At 72.4% G+C, this 21,156-nt stretch carries 17 protein-coding genes; 8 read left to right on the forward strand and 9 right to left on the reverse strand.

Annotated elements, in window-relative coordinates; translation table 11 throughout:
* Positions 1-32: 32 nt before the first annotated feature.
* Positions 33-875, reverse strand: coding sequence for a hypothetical protein (locus ACIBBD_RS09840; RefSeq protein WP_399419095.1), 843 nt, complete (start codon positions 873-875; stop codon positions 33-35).
* Between the two features lie 474 nt (positions 876-1,349).
* Here ACIBBD_RS09840 and ACIBBD_RS09845 point away from each other — a divergent pair, with 474 nt between their 5' ends.
* Together ACIBBD_RS09845 and fusA are read left to right on the forward strand one after the other, a co-directional pair.
* Complete coding sequence (locus ACIBBD_RS09845) at positions 1,350-2,069, forward strand: DNA polymerase beta superfamily protein (protein WP_399418809.1); 720 nt, start codon at positions 1,350-1,352, stop codon at positions 2,067-2,069.
* 548 nt (positions 2,070-2,617) lie between these two features.
* Positions 2,618-4,702: an elongation factor G gene (gene fusA, locus ACIBBD_RS09850; protein WP_399418810.1), complete on the forward strand. Its 2,085-nt coding sequence runs from the start codon at positions 2,618-2,620 to the stop codon at positions 4,700-4,702.
* 432 nt (positions 4,703-5,134) lie between these two features.
* Here the strand turns inward: fusA and ACIBBD_RS09855 are convergent, their stop codons facing one another.
* On the reverse strand, positions 5,135-6,094 hold the full coding sequence (locus tag ACIBBD_RS09855) for a helix-turn-helix domain-containing protein (RefSeq protein ID WP_399418811.1): 960 nt from the start codon (positions 6,092-6,094) through the stop codon (positions 5,135-5,137).
* A 246-nt stretch (positions 6,095-6,340) separates the two neighbouring features.
* Here ACIBBD_RS09855 and ACIBBD_RS09860 point away from each other — a divergent pair, with 246 nt between their 5' ends.
* The 4 genes from ACIBBD_RS09860 (at position 6,341) to ACIBBD_RS09875 (ending at position 9,411) form a co-directional block, all read left to right on the forward strand.
* Positions 6,341-7,186: an SDR family oxidoreductase gene (locus ACIBBD_RS09860; protein WP_399418812.1), complete on the forward strand. Its 846-nt coding sequence runs from the start codon at positions 6,341-6,343 to the stop codon at positions 7,184-7,186.
* A gap of 75 nt (positions 7,187-7,261) precedes the next feature.
* Positions 7,262-7,744 carry a nitroreductase family deazaflavin-dependent oxidoreductase gene (locus tag ACIBBD_RS09865; RefSeq protein WP_399418813.1) on the forward strand — a complete coding sequence of 161 codons (483 nt, stop codon included), beginning with the start codon at positions 7,262-7,264 and terminating at the stop codon, positions 7,742-7,744.
* Positions 7,745-8,109: 365 nt separating this feature from the next.
* Positions 8,110-9,090 (forward strand): aldo/keto reductase, encoded by a 981-nt coding sequence (locus ACIBBD_RS09870; protein ID WP_399418814.1) that lies wholly within the window; start codon positions 8,110-8,112, stop codon positions 9,088-9,090.
* A gap of 78 nt (positions 9,091-9,168) precedes the next feature.
* Positions 9,169-9,411 carry a hypothetical protein gene (locus ACIBBD_RS09875; RefSeq protein WP_399418815.1) on the forward strand — a complete coding sequence of 81 codons (243 nt, stop codon included), beginning with the start codon at positions 9,169-9,171 and terminating at the stop codon, positions 9,409-9,411.
* A 411-nt stretch (positions 9,412-9,822) separates the two neighbouring features.
* Here ACIBBD_RS09875 and ACIBBD_RS09880 read toward each other — a convergent pair whose 3' ends face one another.
* Together ACIBBD_RS09880 and ACIBBD_RS09885 are read right to left on the reverse strand one after the other, a co-directional pair.
* Positions 9,823-10,548, reverse strand: coding sequence for a DUF6250 domain-containing protein (locus tag ACIBBD_RS09880; RefSeq protein WP_399418816.1), 726 nt, complete (start codon positions 10,546-10,548; stop codon positions 9,823-9,825).
* On the reverse strand, positions 10,532-12,439 hold the full coding sequence (locus tag ACIBBD_RS09885; protein WP_399418817.1) for a hypothetical protein: 1,908 nt from the start codon (positions 12,437-12,439) through the stop codon (positions 10,532-10,534). Before ACIBBD_RS09885 ends, ACIBBD_RS09880 begins: the two co-directional genes overlap by 17 nt.
* 314 nt (positions 12,440-12,753) lie before the next feature.
* Between ACIBBD_RS09885 and ACIBBD_RS09890 the strand changes: the two genes are divergently transcribed.
* Positions 12,754-13,761: a LacI family DNA-binding transcriptional regulator gene (locus ACIBBD_RS09890; protein WP_399418818.1), complete on the forward strand. Its 1,008-nt coding sequence runs from the start codon at positions 12,754-12,756 to the stop codon at positions 13,759-13,761.
* A gap of 132 nt (positions 13,762-13,893) precedes the next feature.
* Here the strand turns inward: ACIBBD_RS09890 and ACIBBD_RS09895 are convergent, their stop codons facing one another.
* The 5 genes from ACIBBD_RS09895 to ACIBBD_RS09915 form a co-directional block, all read right to left on the reverse strand.
* On the reverse strand, positions 13,894-14,706 hold the full coding sequence (locus tag ACIBBD_RS09895; RefSeq protein WP_399418819.1) for a carbohydrate ABC transporter permease: 813 nt from the start codon (positions 14,704-14,706) through the stop codon (positions 13,894-13,896).
* Entirely contained in the window at positions 14,703-15,599 is an 897-nt protein-coding gene (locus ACIBBD_RS09900) for a carbohydrate ABC transporter permease (protein WP_399418820.1), read from the reverse strand. Before ACIBBD_RS09900 ends, ACIBBD_RS09895 begins: the two co-directional genes overlap by 4 nt.
* Positions 15,574-16,875 (reverse strand): ABC transporter substrate-binding protein, encoded by a 1,302-nt coding sequence (locus ACIBBD_RS09905; protein WP_399418821.1) that lies wholly within the window; start codon positions 16,873-16,875, stop codon positions 15,574-15,576. Before ACIBBD_RS09905 ends, ACIBBD_RS09900 begins: the two co-directional genes overlap by 26 nt.
* A 51-nt stretch (positions 16,876-16,926) precedes the next feature.
* On the reverse strand, positions 16,927-18,018 hold the full coding sequence (locus ACIBBD_RS09910) for an LLM class flavin-dependent oxidoreductase (protein ID WP_399418822.1): 1,092 nt from the start codon (positions 18,016-18,018) through the stop codon (positions 16,927-16,929).
* A gap of 327 nt (positions 18,019-18,345) precedes the next feature.
* The gene (locus tag ACIBBD_RS09915) at positions 18,346-18,420 is read right to left on the reverse strand and encodes a putative leader peptide (protein WP_350328511.1); all 75 of its coding nucleotides are present in this window, start codon (positions 18,418-18,420) and stop codon (positions 18,346-18,348) included.
* Positions 18,421-18,906: 486 nt separating this feature from the next.
* Here ACIBBD_RS09915 and ACIBBD_RS09920 point away from each other — a divergent pair, with 486 nt between their 5' ends.
* The gene (locus tag ACIBBD_RS09920; protein ID WP_399418823.1) at positions 18,907-21,150 is read left to right on the forward strand and encodes a serine/threonine protein kinase; all 2,244 of its coding nucleotides are present in this window, start codon (positions 18,907-18,909) and stop codon (positions 21,148-21,150) included.
* Positions 21,151-21,156: the final 6 nt, after the last annotated feature.

Raw genomic sequence — 21,156 nt, forward strand, 5'->3', positions numbered from 1 at the left:
AACAGGCCGAACGGCGGCGGCCGTTCGGCGGTTCAGCCCAGCCGCCCCGGCGAGGCCGTCGGGGTCCGCCCGGCCAGCACGTCCTTCAGCCGCTGGGTGCCTTGCTGCACGGCGGTCACGGTGCTGTCGTGGTCGGCTCCGGCGAGCCCGCCGTTGGTGACCGTGATCGCGTCGGTGCCGACGCGTACGGCGGCCACGTCCAGGGTGAGAGTCACCGGGGCGCCGTCCGTGGTGCCCTTCACCGTCACCGTCAGGCCCTGCCGGACGTCGCCCTCCTCGGGCAGTGAGGCCTCGACGACCTGCACGGTCCGCTGTCCGCCGCTGCCGCCGGTCACGGTGAACTGGTCACACGTCTCGGGCAGCGACTCCAGCCAGTCCAGCGACTTGTCCAGGTCGGCCCGCTCGTAGGCGGCGACCTGGTAGAGCAGCCGGGACTGGCCCTCCTGGAACCCGGTGAGCGCCGACGCCCCGGACGGGCGGCCCAGCAGGGTGTCGTCGTAGAGCGCGTCGAGCAGGCGCTGGCAGTCGGCGGCCCCGGTCTTGCCGGTGAGGAACGCGGCCGCGTCCACCTGCCCGATGAGCAGCGAGTCCTGCCAGGTCTCCGCGTTCTTCACCTGCGTCCAGTCGTCCTCCAGGTCCGCCTCCGTGATCAGCGCGGTCCGCGCGCGGTCCTCGGTCAGAGCCGGGGAGGCCGACGGGGAGGTCGGCGGGGTGACGGTCTGCCGGGCGAGCGGCCGTTCGGCGAAGAGCCGTTGGCCGAGCGGCTGCTGGGCGGCGGAGGCGGCGGCCGTGTCCGCGTCGGTCGCCGTACCGCCCTCCCCGCCGGAACAGGCTTGCGTGGCCAGCAGCGCCCCGGTGGCCAGCGCGGCGGCCAGGACACGGGCGGAGCGGACGGCATGGAGCGGGCGAGCCGCGGGGGGCGTGCTGGACGTACGGCCAGCGGTGGGCGTACGGGCAGCGGTGGGCGTACGGGGAGTGCTCGCCGTACCGGGCTCACGGGCCGCACGAGCCGTACGGGCCGTGCATGACCGGCGAGCCGTACGAGCAGCGGGTGCCTGGCGGGACGGGCGCGAGGTGGTCACGGATGCCTCCTGAAGGCGAGAGTGTTCCCCGGCGCGTGCGTGCCCCGGGCGGTTGCCCCCCTGCCCCTCCACCGCACCACCCGCCCGGGTGCGTGACCAGTGCACTGAGCCGGACGAGTGAACCCGCCGACGGACCGGCGATGGCCCGGAAGCCCGCCGCGGCCTCGAAAATGCGAGGTGACCGGGCCGGTCGCCGAGGCATCATGACGGTCCCGCCGCCCGCCCGCGGCGTCGGCAGATCACCACGGATCACCACCGGGGGCACCTGTGACCGTCCAGAACGTCCTGCTGTCCGGGATCGTCGGCTCGACCGCCTACGGGCTCGCGCACGAGGGGTCCGACGTGGACCGCCTCGGCCTGTTCGCGGCCCCCACCGAGGCGCTGCACGGCCTGCACCCGCCGAAGGAGTCCCACGTCAGTACGGCCCCCGACCGCACCCTGCACGAGGCCGCGAAGTGGTGCCGGCTCGCCCTCGGCGGCAACCCCACCGTGACGGAACTCGTCTGGCTCCCCGAGGACCTGTACGAGACACGGACCCCCCTGGGCGACGAGCTCGTCGGCATCCGTACGACGTTCCTCAGTGCCCGCCGGGTCCGTGACGCCTACCTCGGCTACGCCACCCAGCAGTTCAGAAAACTGCACAGCCGTGGCGACGGCTCCTTCTCCGCGGACACCCGCAAACGCACGGCCAAACACGCCCGTCACCTCAAACGGCTGTGCCGGCAGGGCTACGAGCTGTACACGACGGGCCGGTTGACCATCCGGGTCGAGGACCCGGAGAGCTACCACCGGTTCGGCGAGCAGGTGGCCGCGGACGCCGACGCCGCGCTGCCGCTGCTGCGCCGGTTCGAGGCGGCGTTCGAGGAGGCACGCAGTGTCCTGCCCGAACAGCCCGACGAGCGGGCCGCCGACGCGTGGCTGCGGCGGGTGCGCCGGCACTTCTACGGGGCGCGGGACGCCGAGGAGACGGCGGGCGCACTCGCCTGACCGCGGGAGCGGGGCGTGCCCGCCTGTTCCGCGGGGCGGGGCCCTCTCGCCTGTTCCGCAGGGGCCGGCGCCCGAAAAACCCCGTGCGGTGCCCGCCCTTTCCTCCCTACACTCACCACACGTCCTGCGCCGCCCACGACACGGGGGCAGCGCGTCACCGAGCCGAACGAGAGGAGCCCGCCATGCGTGACCACACTGCTGTCGCCGCTCCCCGTTCCCGCTACGAGGTGATCCTCGTGTCCTCGTCCGTCCGGTGTCCGCTGCGCGGCCGACACCGGATGACCTGACGAGCCCTCAGCGCCTCGGAACTCCGGGAACTCGAAACTCCGGGAACGCACTCCGGGAACTTGAAACTCCGTCAATCCGGAACCAAGACCCCCGGAACTCCGGAACTCCGGAACTCCGGAACTCCCAGAACCCCGGACGCCTCCTTCGGCGGTCCCCCGCGGCCATGACCTGTCCCGCCGTGAGGGAACCGTCGATGCGTCAACACCGCTCGTCGGAATCGCGCTGCCCGTTCTCGGAAACACCCTGAAAGGCCAAGGGCCGTGCGCAACAACCTCGACCGTCACCTCGCCGCCGTGCGCAACCTGGGCATCCTCGCCCACGTCGACGCGGGCAAGACCACCGTCACGGAGCGGATCCTGTATGCCACCGGGACCACGCACAAGCGCGGCGAGGTCCACGACGGGACGACCGTCACCGACTTCGACCCCCAGGAGCGCGACCGGGGCATCACCATCTTCGCCGCGGCCGTCAGCTGTACCTGGGACGGTCACCGCGTCAACCTGATCGACACCCCCGGTCACGTCGACTTCGCCGACGAGGTGGAGCGTTCCCTGCGGGTGCTCGACGGGGCGATCGCCGTCTTCGACGCCGTCGCGGGCGTGGAGCCGCAGAGCGAATCGGTGTGGCGGCAGGCCGACCGGCACGGCGTGCCGAGGATCGCGTTCGTCAACAAGATGGACCGGGCGGGCGCCGACCTCGACACGGCCGTGGCGTCGATCCGCGACCGGCTCCACCCGGCCCCGCTGGTGGTCCAGTTGCCCATCGGTGTGGAGGACGCCTTCACCGGCGTCGTCGACCTGCTGCGCATGCGGGCGCTGACCTGGGACGACGGAGACGGAACGGTCGCCGACGGGCCCGTGCCGGAGGAACTGCGGGACGAGGTGTTGCGCCGGCGCCGACTGCTGGAGGAGGCGGTGGCGGAACGCCATCCGGCCGCGCTGGAGGAGTTCTGCGACCGGGAGACGCTGTCGGCGGAGACCCTCACCACCGCCCTGCGCGACCTGACCCGCACCGGCGACGGTGTGGTCGTGCTGTGCGGCTCGGCCTACCGCAACCGTGGCATCGAGCCACTGCTCGACGCGGTGGTGGGCTGTCTGCCCTCGCCCCTGGACGTGCCGGCCGTACGCGGTGTGCCGGCGACGGTGTCCGGTGGGCAGGGGGCATCCGGTACGCGCCGTGCCGCCGGGGAAGAACGCCCCGCCGACCCCACCGCCCCCTTCGCCGCCCTCGCGTTCAAGGTCGGCGCCACCCCGACCGGCCGGCTCACCTACCTGAGGGTGTACTCCGGAACGATCGAGAAGGGAGACACGGTGTGGGACGCGACCGCGGGGCGTACCGAGCGGATCGGGCGGATCCTGCGCGTCCAGGCCGACCGGCACGCGCCGTTGGAGCGGGCGGTCGCCGGGGACATCGTGGCCGTGGTGGGGCTGAAGTCGGCCCGTGCGGGCTCGACCCTGTGCGCGCCGGACGCCCCGCTCGTCCTCGAGCCGCCCGGTGTCGCCGACCCGGTCGTCTCGGTGGCGGTCGAACCGCGCCGTGGTGCCGACGCCGAACGGCTGGTCTCCGCACTCGCCCGGCTGGCCGAGGAGGACCCGTCGCTGACGGTCCGCACCGACCCCGAGACCGGGCAGACGGTGCTGTCGGGCATGGGCGAACTGCACCTGGAGGTCGCGGTGGAGAAGATCCGCCGCGGCCTCGGGCTGGAGGTCAACGTGGGGCGGCCGCGTGTCACCTACCGTGAGACGGTCGGCCGTGGGGTGTCCGGACTGGTCTTCCGGCACGTCAAACAGGACGGTGGGGCCGGGCAGTTCGCACATGTCGTGCTCGACGTGGAGCCGTTGGAGGACGGGTTCGACTTCCGGTCGGCCGTCGTCGGCGGGCGGGTACCGCAGGAGTACGTCCGCGCCGTCGAGGCGGGCTGCCGGGACGCCCTCGCCGAGGGTCCTCTCGGCGGGCACACGGTCACCGGGCTGCGCGTCACCCTGACCGACGGGGCGACGCATGTGAAGGACTCCTCCGAGACGGCGTTCCGGACGGCGGGCCGGCTGGGGCTGCGGGAGGCCCTGCGCCGCTGCGCGATGGTGCTGCTGGAGCCGATCGTCGAGGTCACGGTCACCGTGCCCGAGGACGCCGTCGGCGGGGTCCTCGGTGACCTCGCCGCCCGGCGTGGCCGGGTCACCGGATCGGTGGTGCGCGGCGGCGCGGCGGTGGTGACCGCCACCGTGCCGTTGGCGGAGCTGTTCGGCTACGCCACCCGGCTGCGCAGCCGCTCCCAGGGCCGGGGCACGTTCACCGCCCGGCCCACGGGGTACGCGCCGGCGCCGACGGCGGTGACGACGCCGTAGCCGCCGACCCGGTGAGGCGTCCTCGCCGGCTCGCACCGCGAACGCATGGCGTCCGCGGTGCGAGCCGGCGGCGCGACCGCCGCCGCGACCGCCCGGCACGGCCCTGTTCTCCCGAAGCTGCCACGAAGTGACAGGTAGCTCTCCGTAGCGGATCTGAGTCTGCTTGTCAGGGTTTTGGATCTTCTGGGCTGATCGAGCGCCGTGCTCAGCGAGGTTGGTCCGGTCATGACGACCGGAAGGAGCCTGGGGTGCGGCAGGAGTGGGAGCCGGAGGACCGGACCGGGTCCCAGGAGGTGTCCATGCTCGCCCTGCACCTGCTTCGGTCGGAACCGAGCGCCACCCTCGCCCGCCCCGATGCGTTTCGGGTGGTGCCGTCCGGGTGGTCAGTTGTCGTGTTCGGGGGCGGGCATGTCGCCTCCCGTGGCCCGTCGTTCAGTCCGGTGTCTCGCCCGAGTCTGCGGGCTGGGAGTCGTTAGCCGACGCGGACCGCTCGATGCCGTCGTCGGTCACGGCCCAGCTGGCCAGCAGGTTCAGGGCGTCCTGCGAGGGCGAGTGGGGCTCGGCGATGTAGGTGAGGAGGAACTGGCTGGGCCCGTCAGGGAGCGGGAAGGTTTCGAAGGGCAGGTCGAGGTCGCCGACGACCGGGTGGTGGAGGAGCTTCACGCCGGTGGTGTGCATCCGGACGTTGTGGGCCGCCCAGCGGCGACGGAATTCCGCGCTGCGGGTGGACAACTCGCCGATCAGGTCCGTCAGCCGTCGGTCGTAGAGATCGCGGCCGGCCTCGGCACGCAGCATGGCGACCGTGTCGTTGGCGACTTCGTCCCAGTGGCGGAAGAACTCGGTCGCGTGCGGGCTGAGAAAGACAAAACGGGCATTGTTCGGCGGCCGTACCGGGTCGGCGTAGACGGGGGAGAACAGGGCGCGCCCGAGGCGGTTGGCGGCCAGGATGTCCCCGCGTCCGCTGAGGATGAACGCGGGTGTGCCTCTCATCGAGTCGAGGACGCGCTGCACCGTGGGCCGGACACGCTTCTGGGCCGGGCGGCGGCGTGGCGGACGGGTCGTGCCGGCGCCACGCAGGAGGTCGAGCAGGTGGACGCGTTCGGCCTCGTCGAGCTGCAGGGCTTGTGCGATGCCCTCGATGACGCTGTCGGAGACGCCGGTGGCATTGCCGCGCTCCAGCCGGGTGTAGTACTCGCTGGAGATGCCCGCGAGGAGGGCCACCTCCTCGCGGCGCAGCCCGGTGACCCGTCGGCGCTCTCCGCCGTACACGGGCAGCCCAGCCTGCTCGGGGGTGACCCTGGCCCGCCGCGTGCCCAGGAATTCCCGGATCTCCGCACGGAAATCATCACGGATGTCGCGGCTTGTGCCGTTGGGGTCGTTTCTGCCTGCCATGCGCTTCACTCTACGAGCGCATCCGCCGGGTTGGGGGTCCCTGTCAGTGACCCCCTCATCAGGGACTCCCACCCTCGCGTGACAGCCGGTTCTGTTGGTGGTGCACCGCCCACGGCGGTGTGAACCGTCCGGACAGACGGCGCTCGTGCCGTCGGTCCCAGCCCCCTCTGTGGCGCCGTCTGCGCTGCATGCATCACCCCCGCACACCGCGGGTGCCGGAGCACGGCGCCTGAAAGGAGATCCTCCATGAGCAAGGTCATTCTCGTCACCGGTGCCGGACGCGGTCTGGGCACGGACATCGCCCGCGAGGCCCTCGCCGTCGGCCACCAGGTCGTCGCCACCGGCCGCCGCCCCGAAGAGGTCGAGAAGACCCTGGGCGGGCCGCAGGACAATCTGCTGGTCACCAGGCTCGATGTCACCAGCCTGGAGGACGCCGAGGCCGCCGCGCAGGCAGCTGTCGACCGCTTCGGCCGCATCGACGTCCTGATCAACAACGCCGGGAACCTCTTCACCGGCTACTTCGAGGAGATCTCGCCCGTGCAGATGCGCAAGCAGTTCGAGACCAACCTCTTCGGCCCGATGAACGTCACCCGCGCCGTCCTGCCGATCATGCGCGGGCAGCGCGCTGGCCACGTCATCACCATCACCTCGACCGCCGGGCTGGTCGGTATGGAGTTCACCTCCGCCTACGCCGCCTCCAAGTTCGCGGAAGAGGGCTGGATGGAGTCTCTGCGCTACGACGTCGAGCCGTACAACATCCAGACCACGATCGTGGAGCCCGGCTACTTCCGCACCGAACTACTCGTGGACGGCTCCACCACCTGGCCCGAGCTGTCCATCGATGACTACGCCCCGCGCACCGCACCCCGGATCGAGGGCATGAAGGGCATGAACGGCAAGCAGCCCGGCGACCCCGCCAAGCTCGCCCGCGCCCTGCTCACCATCGCCCAGCAGGAGAAGCCGCTGCTGCGTTTCGTCGCCGGTGCGGACGCCATCGAGGCCGCCGAGGCCAAGGCCAAGGAGCTCCTCGCCCAGGCCGAGGCATCCCGCGAACTGGGCGGCGCCCTGGCCTACGACGACGCCCACGCCTGAGCACCACGCCCCGCACCCCGGCCAGGACGGAGCAGTGCGCCGGGTGCGCGTTTCGACAGCACGGAGAGAGTCAACATGCCCCTCAAAGGCGAGTACGAGCCGAGCAAGGCGCAGTTTGCACGGGACCAGGTGGAGCTGTACGAGAGCTCCGGCGGTACGCAGGGAACGACGCTGAGTGTCCTGGTCGCACGGGAGGAAGACGAGAGGCTCCGGGACCTGCCCGTCGTCATCCTGACCACCCTGGGCGCGAAGAGCGGCAAAATCCGCAAGATCCCGGTCATGCGGGTGGAGAACGAGGGCGTCTACGCCGTGGTCGCCTCCATGGCAGGAGCCCCCAAACATCCGGTCTGGTACCACAACGCGGTGGCCGACCCTCGGGTCGAGCTTCAGGACGGCCCGGTGCGTCAGGACATGCTGGCCCGCGAGGTGACCGGGGACGAGAAGGCCCTGTGGTGGGCCCGAGCCGTCGAAGCGTTCCCCGACTACGCCGAGTACCAGAAGAACACGGACCGTGAGATCCCCGTCCTCGTTCTGGAGCCGGCGGCCCACGAGCACTGACCCGGCGCAGCCGGTTCAGCCCGCGGATCCGCCGCGGCCTGGCCCTGGCAACACCAGGGTCGGACCACCCCACCTGACAGCGGCCAGCTCCAATCCCCCACGGTCGGCCGCCCGGCCGCCGGGACACATCACGGACGACCGCGGCATCGATGTCCTCGGCAGTCTGACCGGTGACGACACCCACACCTAAGCACCATGCCCGGCCGAGGCGGCCGCCGGATGCACCTACGGCGCTGACCCGCCACCCGGGCAACGGCGCCCGCGCCGGCAGCGCGCGGATCACCCCAGCACGGTTTGCCAACGGGCGGCGCCCCCTACTCACGACCACCGACCGGCCTGACGGCCGTCACGACAAGGAGTACCTGATGAAGCACGTATCACTGGGCGGGATCGATGTCTCCCGCATCGGCCTGGGAGCCATGACCATGGCCGGCACCTACACCACGGGCGGAGGGCTCGACGACGCCGAGTCGATCCGCACCATCCACCGGGCCCTGGACCTCGGGGTCACCCACATCGACACCGCCGAGATCTACGGCCCCTTCCACAGCGAGGAAATCGTCGGCAAGGCCATCAAGGGCCGCCGCGACGACGTCGTCGTGGCGACGAAGTTCGGCCTCGTCTCCCACGCCGGCGACGGCCCCGGCGTCGTCGACAGCAGCGCCGGCAACGTGAAAACCGCGGTCGAAGGCTCGCTCAAGCGGCTCGGCACCGACCACATCGACCTCTACTACCAGCACCGCGTCGACCCGAACACGCCCATCGAGGAGACCGTCGGCGCGCTGGCCGAGCTGGTCACCGAAGGCAAGGTGCGCCACATCGGCCTCTCGGAAGCCGGTCCCGAGACGATCCGCCGGGCGCACGCCGTGCATCCCGTGTCGGCGCTGCAGACCGAATACTCCCTCTGGACCCGCGACGTCGAGGCCGAAATCCTGCCGCTGCTGCGCGAGCTCGGCATCGGGTTCGTGCCCTACTCGCCGCTCGGGCACGGCCTGCTGACCGGGCGGATCCGCACCGTCGACGACTTCGCCGACGACGACTGGCGCAAGACCAACCCGCGCTTCATCGGCGAGAACTTCCAGCGCAACCTGCGCATCGTCGACGAAGTACAGGCCATCGGAGCCGAGATCGGCGCCACCCCGGCCCAGACCGCGCTGGCCTGGCTGCTGACCCGCGGCGACGACATCGCCCCCATCCCCGGAACCCGCCGAGTCGCACGCGTCGAAGAGAACACCGCCGCCGACGGCATCGAACTCAGCGCCGCTCAGCTGGACCGCCTGAACAACCTCACACCGGCCGCGGGCGAACGCCACAACGAGGCGAACATGGCCACCATCGACCGGTGATCCGGGCTCGACACCGCGGCCCGCAAGAGCAAGCACGGCGGCCGGCCCCCGGTCATCACCGACGACACGTTCCACACCGTGCTCCTGCGCCGCGCAGGCGGCGGGTCCGTCGAGCAGATCCAGCCCGACCTGATCATCCCCACCGGCAAGCGCAAGGGACAGAACCCCTCGGTGGCCGGCATCTACCGGGCGCTCGCCGAGCACGCCAAGCGCGAGGCGTACCCCGAAGCCGTCGAGCAGGCTCACGCTGACTTCGCCGCCCTCACCGGCCCCGAAGTTCCTGAACCTCGCACGGAAACCGCGGCCCTGATGACACGCTGAGTGACTTGTCACTTCGTGGCAGCTTCGGGAGAACAGGGCCGGCACAGGAAGCCGTCGCCTCGGATACGACCCCCGAGACCGCCGGCACAGGAAGCAGTCGTCCCGGAGACGCCCCCCGAGAGTGACGGTGTCACCGAGACGACCTCGGAACGTGACAGCGCCACCGGGACGACCCCGGGCAGCGGCGGTGTCGCGGAGCCGGCGTCGGGAGTGACGGCGTCAGGGACGGGGGCGGCCGATCCCTGCGCACCGTCCGAGCCGCGGCCGCGGGCGCCGTCGTGATGTCACTCGCCCTGGCCGTGACGGCCTGGGGCGGCGGTTCGCCGACGGACGGCGGGCACCGGCCCCGGCCCGAGGCCGGTGCCGCCCCGTCCGTGCGGGACGTGCCCCGTCCGTGCGGGACGCGCCCGGTCAGTGCCCGTGGGACTCCGGACGCCACACCCGGAAGCCGCTGATCCGGAAGTGGCTCCAGGTGGTCCGGAAGGCGAAGTGCCCGGCCGTGTACGGCTGCGGGTCCCGGTGGTCGAAGACCAGGCGGCCGTTGTTCCACCAGCGCACGGTGGAGCCGTCGGAGACGATCCGAACGTGGTTCGGCTCGTTGGGGACGAGCAGCGGCTCGGTGTAGTCGTACACCAGCGGGCGCACGCCCGCCTCGCCGACGTACCGGCGCAGCCGGGTGGTGGTGTTGGTGTTGGCGCCGTAGCCGACGTAGTACGTCCGCAGGTGGTCGTACTCGGCCAGGGCGCCGCCGCGGCTGGTGGCGAAGAGGTCATGGGGCGAGCGGGTGTCGGTGGCGTTCCAGAAGTTGTTGAGGTCCGAGACGCGGTCGTTGGCACCGCCCTCGGCGACCGGCGTGGCGGTGTACTCCAGGACGTACGGCCCTTCCAGGCGCTGCCTGAACCAGACGGTCGCCCCGCTCGGCACGTCGATCTCCAGGATGCCGCGGGAGGCGGTGACGGTGCCGCCGTCCTGGAGTTCGACGGCCCATCGGCGCAGTCCGTGGCGGAAGTCGTCGCGGGCGATCAGACGTGCGCGGCCGCGGTGGGCGGGGGACGCCTGCGCGGCGCCGACCGGGGCGAGGGCGGCCAGGGCGGCGCCCGCCGCGAGGGCTGCGAAGGCTCTACGCGTGGTGGTCACGGGACACGGCTCCTCCGGGTGTGGTGAGGGTGGGCCTGGGGACACGGCGGGTCTCCGTGCCGAGGTAGTAGTCGGTGTAGGTGGACTGGAGGTAGCCGCGCACGGTCCAGCCGAGGCGGTAGGCCGGGTTGTGCGCGAGGGTGTAGAGGCGGGTCGAGGTGGGCTCGGTGGTGGTGTACAGGCGCAGGGCCGTGTGGTCGGTGGTCTCGGCGAGGATCTCCTCGCGCCAGTCGCCGATCAGGTCCCCGTGGAACGGGGTCGCGTTGCGGGCGCCGGAGACGACACCGGACGGGTCGAAGACCGTGGTGCCGGTCGCGGTCGCCGGGTCCCACTTGTCGACGTGCGTGAAGTCGAGGAGTTCGGCGGCCTTGTCGCCGTCCCACCAGATGCGGAAGTTGACGCTGGGGGTGGTCGTGGCGACCCTCCCGTCGCGGACGTTGAACACGCCGGCGCCGGGCCGGGTGACGTCGGCGGTGGAGGTCCAGTACTCGTAGCCGGGGTGCCCGGGGTCGATGTCGGCGGCGTTGCCGCGGCCGACGTCCAGGTCGGCGTCGCTCACCGGGTTCGCCGGGTGCGCGCCGGTCGCGAGCCGCTCGCCGGTGGCGGCGTCGTAGTAGTACCAGGGGAAGTTCGACACGATGCCCAGTTCGGACTGCTGGATGGCGAAGCCCTCCAGGCCGGGGCGGGCGGGGTCGAGGTCGGCGATGTCGAAGCGGTCGCCGTGTCCGGCGCCGGCAACGACGTAGCGCAGGGTGCCGTCGTCGTCGACGACGTAGTTGCCGTCGGCGATCTCGTCCCGGCCGTCGCCGTCGAGGTCGACGGTGCGGATCTGGTGGAAGCTGGTCGCGCCGCTGTCGGCGGGCACCACGTACTTCCAGCGGCGGGTGAGGCCGGTGCCGTCGAAGTCCCAGGTCTGGAAGAGGACGCGGAACGCGCCGCGCCTGGCGCCGACGCGGGTGACCAGCTTGGTGACCAGGCTGGGGTGTTCGCCGTCGAGGTAGGCGATGCCGAAGTGGCCGCCGGAGGGGCCGTCGGCGGTGAAGTCGTCGGGCACCGGCTGCCGGGTGCGTTCGGCACCGGTCGCCCCGTCGACGACGGAGACGAACTGGTCGGCGGGCGACGGGGCGTCGACCTGGGAGCCGTCGGCGAAGGTGGTGCCGTCGGCGGTGTGCAGCAGCACCTCGGCGCGGCCGTCGCCGTCGAGGTCGTACACGGTGACGTTGTCGTCGTTGCGGTAGCCGCCGATGGCCGTCGAACCGCTGACGGCGGCGGGCGCCGGGTCGTTGGCGCCGTTGCCCGGCGCCTGGGCGAGCGAGCCCGGCCCGAGGTCGACGCGCCACAGCCGTTCACCGGTGAGCGTGTACGCCTCCAGCAGGTCGGTGCCGGAGCGGTCGGTGGACAGCCGGCTGACGACCAGTTCGTACCGTCCGTCGCCGTCGAGGTCGCCCGGCCAGGCGTGCTGGACGGTGTAGCCGTCGGCGGCCGCGAGCGGGATCTCGGCGTGGCCGTCGGGGAGTTCGAGCGCGGCGCGGCCCGCCCGGCGCTCCTGGCCGTCGACGACGGCCCGGACGGTGTAGGTGCCCTCGCCCCGGGTGTCGTCCTGGTAGGTCGTCGAGCGGGTGACCGGCGTGCGGTTCAGCCGGCGTCCGTTCTTGTACACGTTGAAGGCGATGTCGTCGCCCTCGCGGGCGTACTCCGTGCCGAGCAGCCGCCAGCTGAGGAAGGTCCCCTTGCCGGAGGGGACGGCGACCAGGCCCCGGTCGAGGTCCTCCACCACCCGGCGGGGCGTCGCCGCCGCGGTTGCGGCATCGGCGGCGGGCGCGGCGAGCAGGCCCGCCAGCAGGGCGGCGGCGACGGTCGCGCCGGTTCTTCGGTGGTGCGCCACGTGCACGGTCGGTGCTCCTTCGTGAGGGGCGGAGGTCGGCTCCGGGAGGGGGAGACGTGTGGGGACGGACGGCGTGGGCCCGCGGTGAAGATCACCTGGGTTCAGCCTGCCGCACCCTGCGCCCTCCCGATCGTTCTGCCACAAGAGCGCAATGAAACGATCACAAACGAACGGAAGGGGACGCCTGGTCGTCATGTGGCGCGGCCCGCCCGACAGCGCGCCACCGCCGCACCCCGCCCGGGCGTGAACAGCTCGTGACAGCCCTCCGCCTGCTCCGCCCAGGGGTATCCGCCCGTCGACCCTGCCTCTAACCTGACGCGATGCGCGCGGTGACAGGACTCAGGGAGGTGGCGGAGCGGGCCGGGGTGTCCATGCGGACCGTCTCCAACGTGGTCCGGGGCACCGGGCGTTTCTCGGAGGCGACGCGGGAGCGGGTGCAGCGCGCGGTCGAGGAGCTGGGCTACCGGCCCAACACGGCCGCCCGGCGCCTGCGCACCGGCCGCAGCGGGGTGCTGCTGCTGGCCGTGCCCGAACTCACCATGCCCTACTGGGCGGAACTGACCGGGCACCTGCTGAGGGAGGCGGCGGCCCACGGCTGCACGCTGCTCGTGGAGGTGACCGGCGGCCGCCCGGAGACGGAGCTGGACATCGCGCTCGGCCGCACGGACCCGCTCGTCGACGGGGTCATCCTCAGCCCGCTCGCGCTCGACGACCGGGCCGCCGCCCGCGCCCCGGACCCCACACCGCTGGTACTGCTCGGCGAACGCGTCCACGATCTGCCCTGCCCGCACGTCACCGTCGACAACACCGGCGCGGCCCGCGAGGCGACCGCCCATCTGCTGGCCCGCGGACGGCGCCGGATCGCGGTGGTCGGCCGGCAGACCGCGCCGCACGCGGCCACGTCGGCCACCCGGCTGGCCGGTCACCGCCAGGCCCTCGAGGCGGCGGGCCTCGCCTACGACGAGACGCTCGCCCCGCCCGTCGCCGCCTACCACCGGGCCGACGGCGTCGCCGCCGCGCACGCGCTGCTCGACCTGCCCGAGCCGCCCGACGCGGTGTTCTGCTTCGCCGACACGCTGGCGGAGGGAGTGCTGCACGCGGCGCGCGCACGCGGTCTTTCGGTGCCCGGCGACCTCGCGGTCGTCGGCTTCGACGACATCGAGGCCGCCCGCTACACCGCGCCGCCGCTGACCACCGTGGCCCCGGACAAACGGGAGCTGGCCCGCCTCGCGGTGACCGCCCTGCTGCGGACCGTCGACGGCGCCCGCGCGACCCAGCCGCGGGTACTGCCGGCGGGGCACCGGCTGGTGGTACGGGAGAGCGGCTGACGTCGTACCTGCCGTGGAGGTCGCTTGCCGACCCCGGTGGTGCCCGCCGTCCCCCCGTGGTGCTCACCGGTACGCGGCAACGCCCGCCGTACCGGTGCTGCCGAGCCGGGCCCGGTACCGGTGCCGCCGGGCCTACCCCCGTACCGCCCCCGTCGTCAGGCCCGCCACGAAGTGACGCTGCAGCAGGACGTAGACGACGACCACCGGGGCCGAGGCGATGACGACGCCCGCGAACAGCAGGGGGTACTGCGTGAGGAACTCGCCCTGGAAGTCGAGCAGCGCCAGAGGCAGGGTGCGGTGCTCCTGGGAGCGGATGAACAGCAGGGGATAGAGCAGGTCGTTCCAGTCCATCACGAACAGGAAGATGCCGGTGGTGGCGAGGGCCGGCCGGGTCAGCGGCAGCGCGATCGAGCGGAACGCCCGCAGCGGCGAGGCCCCGTCCAGCTCGGCTGCCTCGTACAGCTCCTCGGGGATGGTGCGCAGGAAGCCCCCCAGGATGAACACGGCCGTCGGCAGGGTCGTCACCGCGTCGACGAGGGCCAGGCCGAGCAGACTGTCGGTCAGCCCGAGGCGGTCGAAGAGGACGTACTGCGGGACGATCGCCGCCTGCGCGGGCACCGCCAGCCCGGCGACGAGGACGCCGAAGACGGCCCAGCCCACCCGACCCGGCACACGGGCGCAGAAGAACGCGGCCAGGCTCGCCACCACCAGGGTCAGCGTCACCGCACCCGCCGTGACGACGGCGCTGTTGGCGAACGCGGCGCCGAGACCGCCCTCCTCCACCGCACGCCGGTAGTTGTCCAGAGTCGGCGACGACGGCGGGGCCAGCGGCGCGTCGAACAGCTGCGGCAGCGTCTTGAACGTGCCGAACACCACCACCAGCAGCGGCAAGACGACGACGGCGGCGCCCGCCAGCAGCGCGACCGGGCGTACGGTCCTGGTCATCGGGTCGCCCCTCCCGTCGCCCGCCGCTGCACCCAGGTGAGCAGTGCGATGAGCGCCATGAACACCACCGACTGGGCGGCCGCGTAGCCGAACTGGTTGTTGGAGAACGTCGTGTAGATGCGGGTGGAGAGAATGTCGAGCGCGGGGCCGGGCGGATTGCCCGACAGACCGAGGACGAGGTCGAACGCCTTGAACGACTGGACGGTGGTGTACGCGACGACGATCGCGGTGGCCGGGGCGACGAGCGGCCAGGTCACGTAACGGAACCGGGCCAGCCGGCCGGCGCCGTCCAGCTCCGCCGCCTCGTACAGCTCCTTCGGTATCGCCTGGAGCCCGGCGATGAAGACGACCATCATCTGGCCCGCGTGGAACCACACCTGCGTCAGCGCCAGCCAGAACACGGCCGTGTCCGGGTCGCCGAGGTAGACCGACTGGAAGGAGGCAAGTCCGAGCGCGCGCAGCGCCGAGTTGAGCAGGCCGCCGTCGGGGTCGTAGACGAACCGCCACACGAACGCGACCGACACCGACGACAGGACCGTGGGCAGGAAGAAGACGGCCCTGAGCAGCGTCGAGGCGCGGGTGGTGCGGACCAGCCAGAGGGCCAGCAGCAGGGCCAGGGCGGTCTGCGCGACGACGACGGTGAGGGTGAGCTCGAGGTTGTTCTCGGCCGCGTTGCGGAACATGTCGTCACCGGCGGCGAGTTCGGTGAAGTTGCGCAGGCCGACGTCGTGGTAGCCGGCGCTGTAGCCGTCCCAGTCGGTCAGCGCGTACTGCACGCCCTGGACGACCGGGTAGGCGAAGAAGAACAGGTAGAGGGCAAGGGCGGGCACCGGGAACAGCCACAGCGCCCGCGCCGTGCGCCGCCGCCTACGACCGCTTCTGGTCGATGACACGCTGCGCCTCCTCGGCGGCCCGCTCCGGCTTCTTGCCGCCGACGACCGCCACGGTCGCGTTCTCGACGGCCGTGCGGATGTCGAGGTCGAGGAACTGGAAGCGCGGCGCGAGCAGCGTCTTCCGGGTCAGCCAGGGGGCGACCGCCCTCAGGTCGGCGTTGGTGTACTCGACGCCCTCGACGGTGACGTGCTGACCGGTGCCGTTGGCGTAGGCGCCGGCGTTCTCGGGGTCGCTGAGGAACTCCAGGAAGGCGTAGGCGGCGGGCTGCACCGTGGAGGCGCTGTTGACGCCGAGGATGAAGGTGGTGTTGAAGACGCCCTCGTACTTCGCCTTCCCGGCGGCGGTGGTGATGGGGGCGACGAGGTCGAAGGGGAACGTCGCGCCGAGCGCGCGCACGCCCGCCATCTGGAAGGATCCCGTGGCCAGCAGACCGGCCCTGCCCTCGGCGAACAGCCGGGTGACGGCGTCGGTGCTGGATCCGGTGGCACGCTCCTGGAGGTAGGGGCGCAGAGCGGCGTACTGCTCCAGCGTGCCGAGGAACCAGTCGTCGGTGACCTTCAGGGTGCCGGACTCGATCCGGGCGAACGCGTCGTCGCTCGGCGCGTTGTTCATCACCATCACGTTCAGCAGCTGACCGGCGTTGGCGGAGTCGCCCCCCGGCCAGGCGAGCGGGGTGTAGCCCTTGGCCTTCAGGTCGTCCAGCAGCTGCAGGAAGCCGTCCCAGTCCTTGGGCGCCGCGGTGTGGCCGGCCTTGTCGAGGGCGTCGGTGTTGGCGAGCGGCATGTTGAAGACGAGCTGGTAGGGCAGACCGTACTGCTTGCCGTCCTGTGCGCCGGGGCCCATGAGGAGTCGCTGGTACGCGTCGACGACGTCGGTGCCGGTCAGCGGCGCGTACACCCCCGCCTTGACGATCTGCTGGAACTGGGCTCCCCGGAACGCGGTGAACACGTCACCCGTCCTGGAGCCCTGGATGCGGCGCAGGGCGGTGGACTGGTAGTCGGCGGACGGGGCGATGTCCTGCTCGACGCCCGCGTCCGGGTACTTCTTCACGAACGCCTTGACCAGGCCGGCGAGCACCGCCTTGTCCTCGGCCCGCCAGTGCGCGAAGGAGACGGTGCCCTTCACGGCGCCGGACGTGGCGAGGCCGGAGGGGGAGGCGCCGCTCGCGGTGCCGGAGGAGCCGCCGCCGGGCCCGGCGCAGGCGGCGAGGCCCAGGCCGAGGCCCGCGGCGCCGAACAGCCGGAGGGCGGACCTTCTGTCGAGAAAACGAGTCATGGTGGAGTCCTGTCCGCTGCAAGGGGTTGGGTGAAGGAAGGTCAGAACGAGCTAGGCGGGAGCAAGTCGGCGGTTCAGCAGCGGCCGGACGCACTCGCCGAACCGGATCGCCTCCTCCAGGTGTGGTTGACCGGAGAGGATGAAGTGCTCGATGCCGAGCGCGGCGTACTCCTCGATCCGCTCGGCGACCTGCTCGTGGCTGCCGACGAGCGCGGTGCCCGCGCCGGGACGGACCAGCCCGAAGCCGGCCCACAGGTTGGGGTGGATCTCCAGCCGGTCGGTGCGCCCGCCGCTCAGCGCGGCCATCGCGCGCTGCCCCTCCGACTCCGAGCTGCTGAAGCGCTCGTGGGCGGCCCGGATCGCGACCGGGTCCAGGGCGTCGAGGATGCGGTCGGCCTCCGCCCACGCCTCGGCCGCGGTGTCCCGGCTGATGACGTGCAGCCGGATGCCGTAGGACAGCTCACGGCCCTGTGCGGCGGCCAGTTCACGCACCCGGCCGATCTTCCGCGCGACGGCCGCCGGGGGCTCGCCCCAGGTGAGGTACGTGTCGGCGTACCGGGCGGCGACCGGCAGGGCGGCCGGGGAGGAGCCGCCGAAGAAGACCGGCGGCCGGGCCAGCGGCGGCCTGCGCAGACGCCCGCCCGCGACCCGGTAGTGGTCGCCCTCGAAGTCGTACGCCTCCCCGCGCCAGGCGGTGTGCAGCAGGCGCAGGAACTCGCCGGTGCGGGCGTAGCGCTCGTCGTGGGCGAGGAAGTCGCCGTAGGAGCGCTGCTCGTCGGCGTCGGAGCCGGTGACGACGTTGAGCAGCAGGCGCCCGCCGGACAGCCGCTGGTAGGTGGCGGTCATCTGGGCGGCGAGCGGGGGCGCGATGACGCCGGGGCGGAAGGCGACCAGGAACTTCAGCCGGCTGGTCTGCGGGATCAGCGCGGCCGTGGTCAGCCAGGAGTCCTCACAGTCGCTGCCGGTCGGGGTCAGCACCGCCTCGAACCCGGCTGACTCGGCGGCCCGGGCCACCTGGGCGAGGTAGTCGAGGGTGGGCGGACGGGAGGTGGTGCGGGACTGGAGGGAGTCGCGGGCGGTCACGCCCACCACGTCACGGTCGTCGCCCGTGGTGGGCAGGAACCAGTGCAGGCGCACGGTCATGAGATCTCCAAGGGGGTTCCGGTGTCCCGGAGGTGGGGCGCGGGGCGGAGGGGGGAAGTGAGCGAAGCGGGTCACCCCGGCGGTCACGGCGGTCACGGGCGGCCGACGGCCGGAGAGGTCCGGGCGAGGTCCGGGCGGTCCGGGCGAGGGCCGGACGACGGGTGCGGATGCAACGTTGAACCAGGCCGTTGGACCACGCCGGCCACGCCGGGAGTGCGTGAGACGAGGAAGGCGAACCCTTGACGGGCGGGGGCCCTGAGGGGCGTGCGCTGCCCTGCCGGGCGCGGGGCGCCGGCGGGCGTGCGCTGCCCTGCCGGGCACGCGGAATCAGCTACAGAGCGCCGTGGCTACCCTGAGCAGGTCGATGTGCGCGCGCTTGACGAGCTCGACGCCGGATTCCATGGGCCGGGACTATACACACCGCAGGTGAGGGGCGAGACGCCGGTTCCACGGAGTGGACAACCGGGCTGGTTCGGGCGGAGGTTGGGAGGTGACGGGAGTGTTTCCTCGTGTTGCGGGCGTAAGCGCATGCCGGTCGGGGGCCACTCCACGGCGCGCGTGGGCCATGGGTCGGCGCGGCCGCCGTTCGGATCCGGCCACCACCAGTACGTGATCCTTGACCTGGCCCCCGACGGCGCGTACCTGGCTGGACGACTTCGTCGTCGGCGACCACCGGTCGGCGACAGGGGCCCCGCCCGCTCTTTGTCCCTCACGGGAAGTCCGGTATTGAAGTGGCTCCGCTGATGAGGGGGGCTTCGTCGGCCGTGTCGCGCCGAACCGGTGGCCGGAGGGCGCAGAAACACCAGGGGGGTACATGACGCATCCGTGCGGTCTCGGTGAGCGGTCGCTGTCCGCCGGGCAGCCGTCCTCTGTCACGGAGGGCGCGCCGTGCCGGTGAACCTTCCCGACCGCATCGGCCCCTACCGGCCGACCCGGCACCTCGGGACCGGTGGCATGGGCAGGGTCTACTACGCGACCGAGCCCGACGGCGGCCGTCCCCTCGCCGTCAAGGTCCTGCACCAGGACTTCGCCGCGGACGCCGCGCACCGAGCCCGCTTCCGCCGCGAGACCACGATGCTCCGCAAGGTCACGGGCCCCTATCTCGTCCCGCTGGTCGACGCCGACCCCGACGCTCCGCTGCCGTGGCTGGCGACCGCCTACGTCCACGGCAACACCCTCCACCAGCACGTCCGGGACAGCGGACCCATGGACCCGGACCATGTGCTGACGTTCGCGGCGGCCGTCGCCCACGCGCTGGCCTGCATCCACGACGCCGGGGTCGCCCACCGTGACCTGAAACCGACGAACGTGCTCCTCGCGGCCGACGGCCCCCGCGTCGTGGACTTCGGCATCGCCCACCACCTGGACGCCACCGCGATCACGGCGACCTCGGTGACGACAGGTACCCCGGGCTGGATGGCACCGGAGCAGCTCACCGACGGCCTCACCCTTCCGGCCGGCGACATCTTCGCCTGGGGGCTGCTCGTCGCCTACGCCGCGTCCGCAGCCCACCCGTTCGGCACCCCCACCGGGATCACGCACCGCATCGTCAGTGCCGAGCCCTCGCTCGCGGGCGTGCCCGACGTGCTGCTGCCCCTGGTCCGTGACGCCCTGCACAAGGCGCCCGGGCAACGCCCGAGCGCGGCGGAACTCGCCGAACGGACCGCCGCGGTGTACGGGCCGACGGGCACCGCCGTCTTCCCGACCGTGTCCTACACACGCACCCTCGACAGGGGTTCCGGGCACGACGCGGGGGTCGACGCCGACCTCACCGTGCGCCTGGACCGCGCGCGGTGGAACGTTCCCCAGCCCGCGGAGCATCCCGCCGACGAGGACCCCGGAGTCGAGCAGCCCGCCCAGGAGGAACCCGCCCACGAGCAGCCCGCCACCGAGGAACCCGCCACCGAGAAGCCCTTTGCCGGGCAGCCCCTTCGTCCGGAGGTGACCGGCGGAGACTCCGCGTCACCGGCAGCGGAGCAGCGGGCACGTCGAGTTCCCCCGCCTCCCTCCTCACCACCCGCTTCCCCGCCTTCTCCCGCCGCGGGGGCTTCTCCCGTCAGGCGTCGTACGCGCCGCCGGGTCGCCGCCTACACGCTGGCCGCCGCCGCGGTCCTGGGTGCCGCCGCCGGCGGAATGGCGGCCGGCATCACGGCCGGTGACGAGGAGACAGAAGCCGTCGGCCGGGACACCGCCGCCAGTACGCCGGCCGCGCCGGAGCGGACGGCGCCGAGCGCGGACGCGAACACCGCGCCTCCCTCCGGGGACGAGTCGCCGGAGGCGGAAGCGGCCGCCGTCGAACAGGAGCCGGAACCGGTGGCCGTCTTCGGCGGCCTGCGCGTCACCGTTCCCGCCGGCTCGAAGCTGGAGTTCCAGTCGAGCGACGCGAGCACGGACTCCGCGGCCACCTGGGAGACACCCCAGGAACCGACCGTCGCGACCAGCGTCGACTTCGCCCTGCGGGGGGACCCCGGCACCGGCGTACGGATCCTGTACTCGCCGACCCTGACCCCCGACCAGATCCGTGAAGGTCAGTTGGACTCCGGCGCCATGTGGTCCACCGAGAGCGAGGACGGCATGAGTTCCACGGACGAGTCGGTGATCTCCGTGAAGGACCGGCCCCTGAGCGACATCGGCGGCAGGAAGGCCATGAGCTGGACCCTCGGCACCGACGTGCTCCCCGACTACGACGGCTCGCGCAAGAACAGCCACCGCGTGTGGTGGCTGCCCTACAGCAGGTACCTCCTCTACACCTACGGAAAGCATGACCAGAGCACCGACGCGGCAGTGGACGACCTGATCGACGGGATCGGCTTCGAGGCCACGAAGATGCCGCGCGACTGCGCGGACGCCGTCGTGGCCCTGGACAAGGCCGCCGCGAGCGGTGAGCCGGCGGACGACCACGGCGCCCATGCCAACTGCCTGGACGCCGCGCTGTACGGCGCCGAGCAACTGGACCCGGGGACGGTGGACACCGAGAGCGAGGCCGCCTGCGTCGCCCTGGCCGAGTCCTACAGCGGGTACGGAGCCGACCTCACCTACGACGAGGCCAAGGCGTACAAGGAACTGCGCCCGTGGTGCGACCTCCCCGGAGCGGTCAGCGAGCCGCGCCTGCCGTACCCCTGGGGGCTCTGACGCCGG

The sequence above is a fragment of the Streptomyces sp. NPDC051315 genome (assembly GCF_044455165.1).
Lineage (GTDB): Bacteria > Actinomycetota > Actinomycetes > Streptomycetales > Streptomycetaceae > Streptomyces.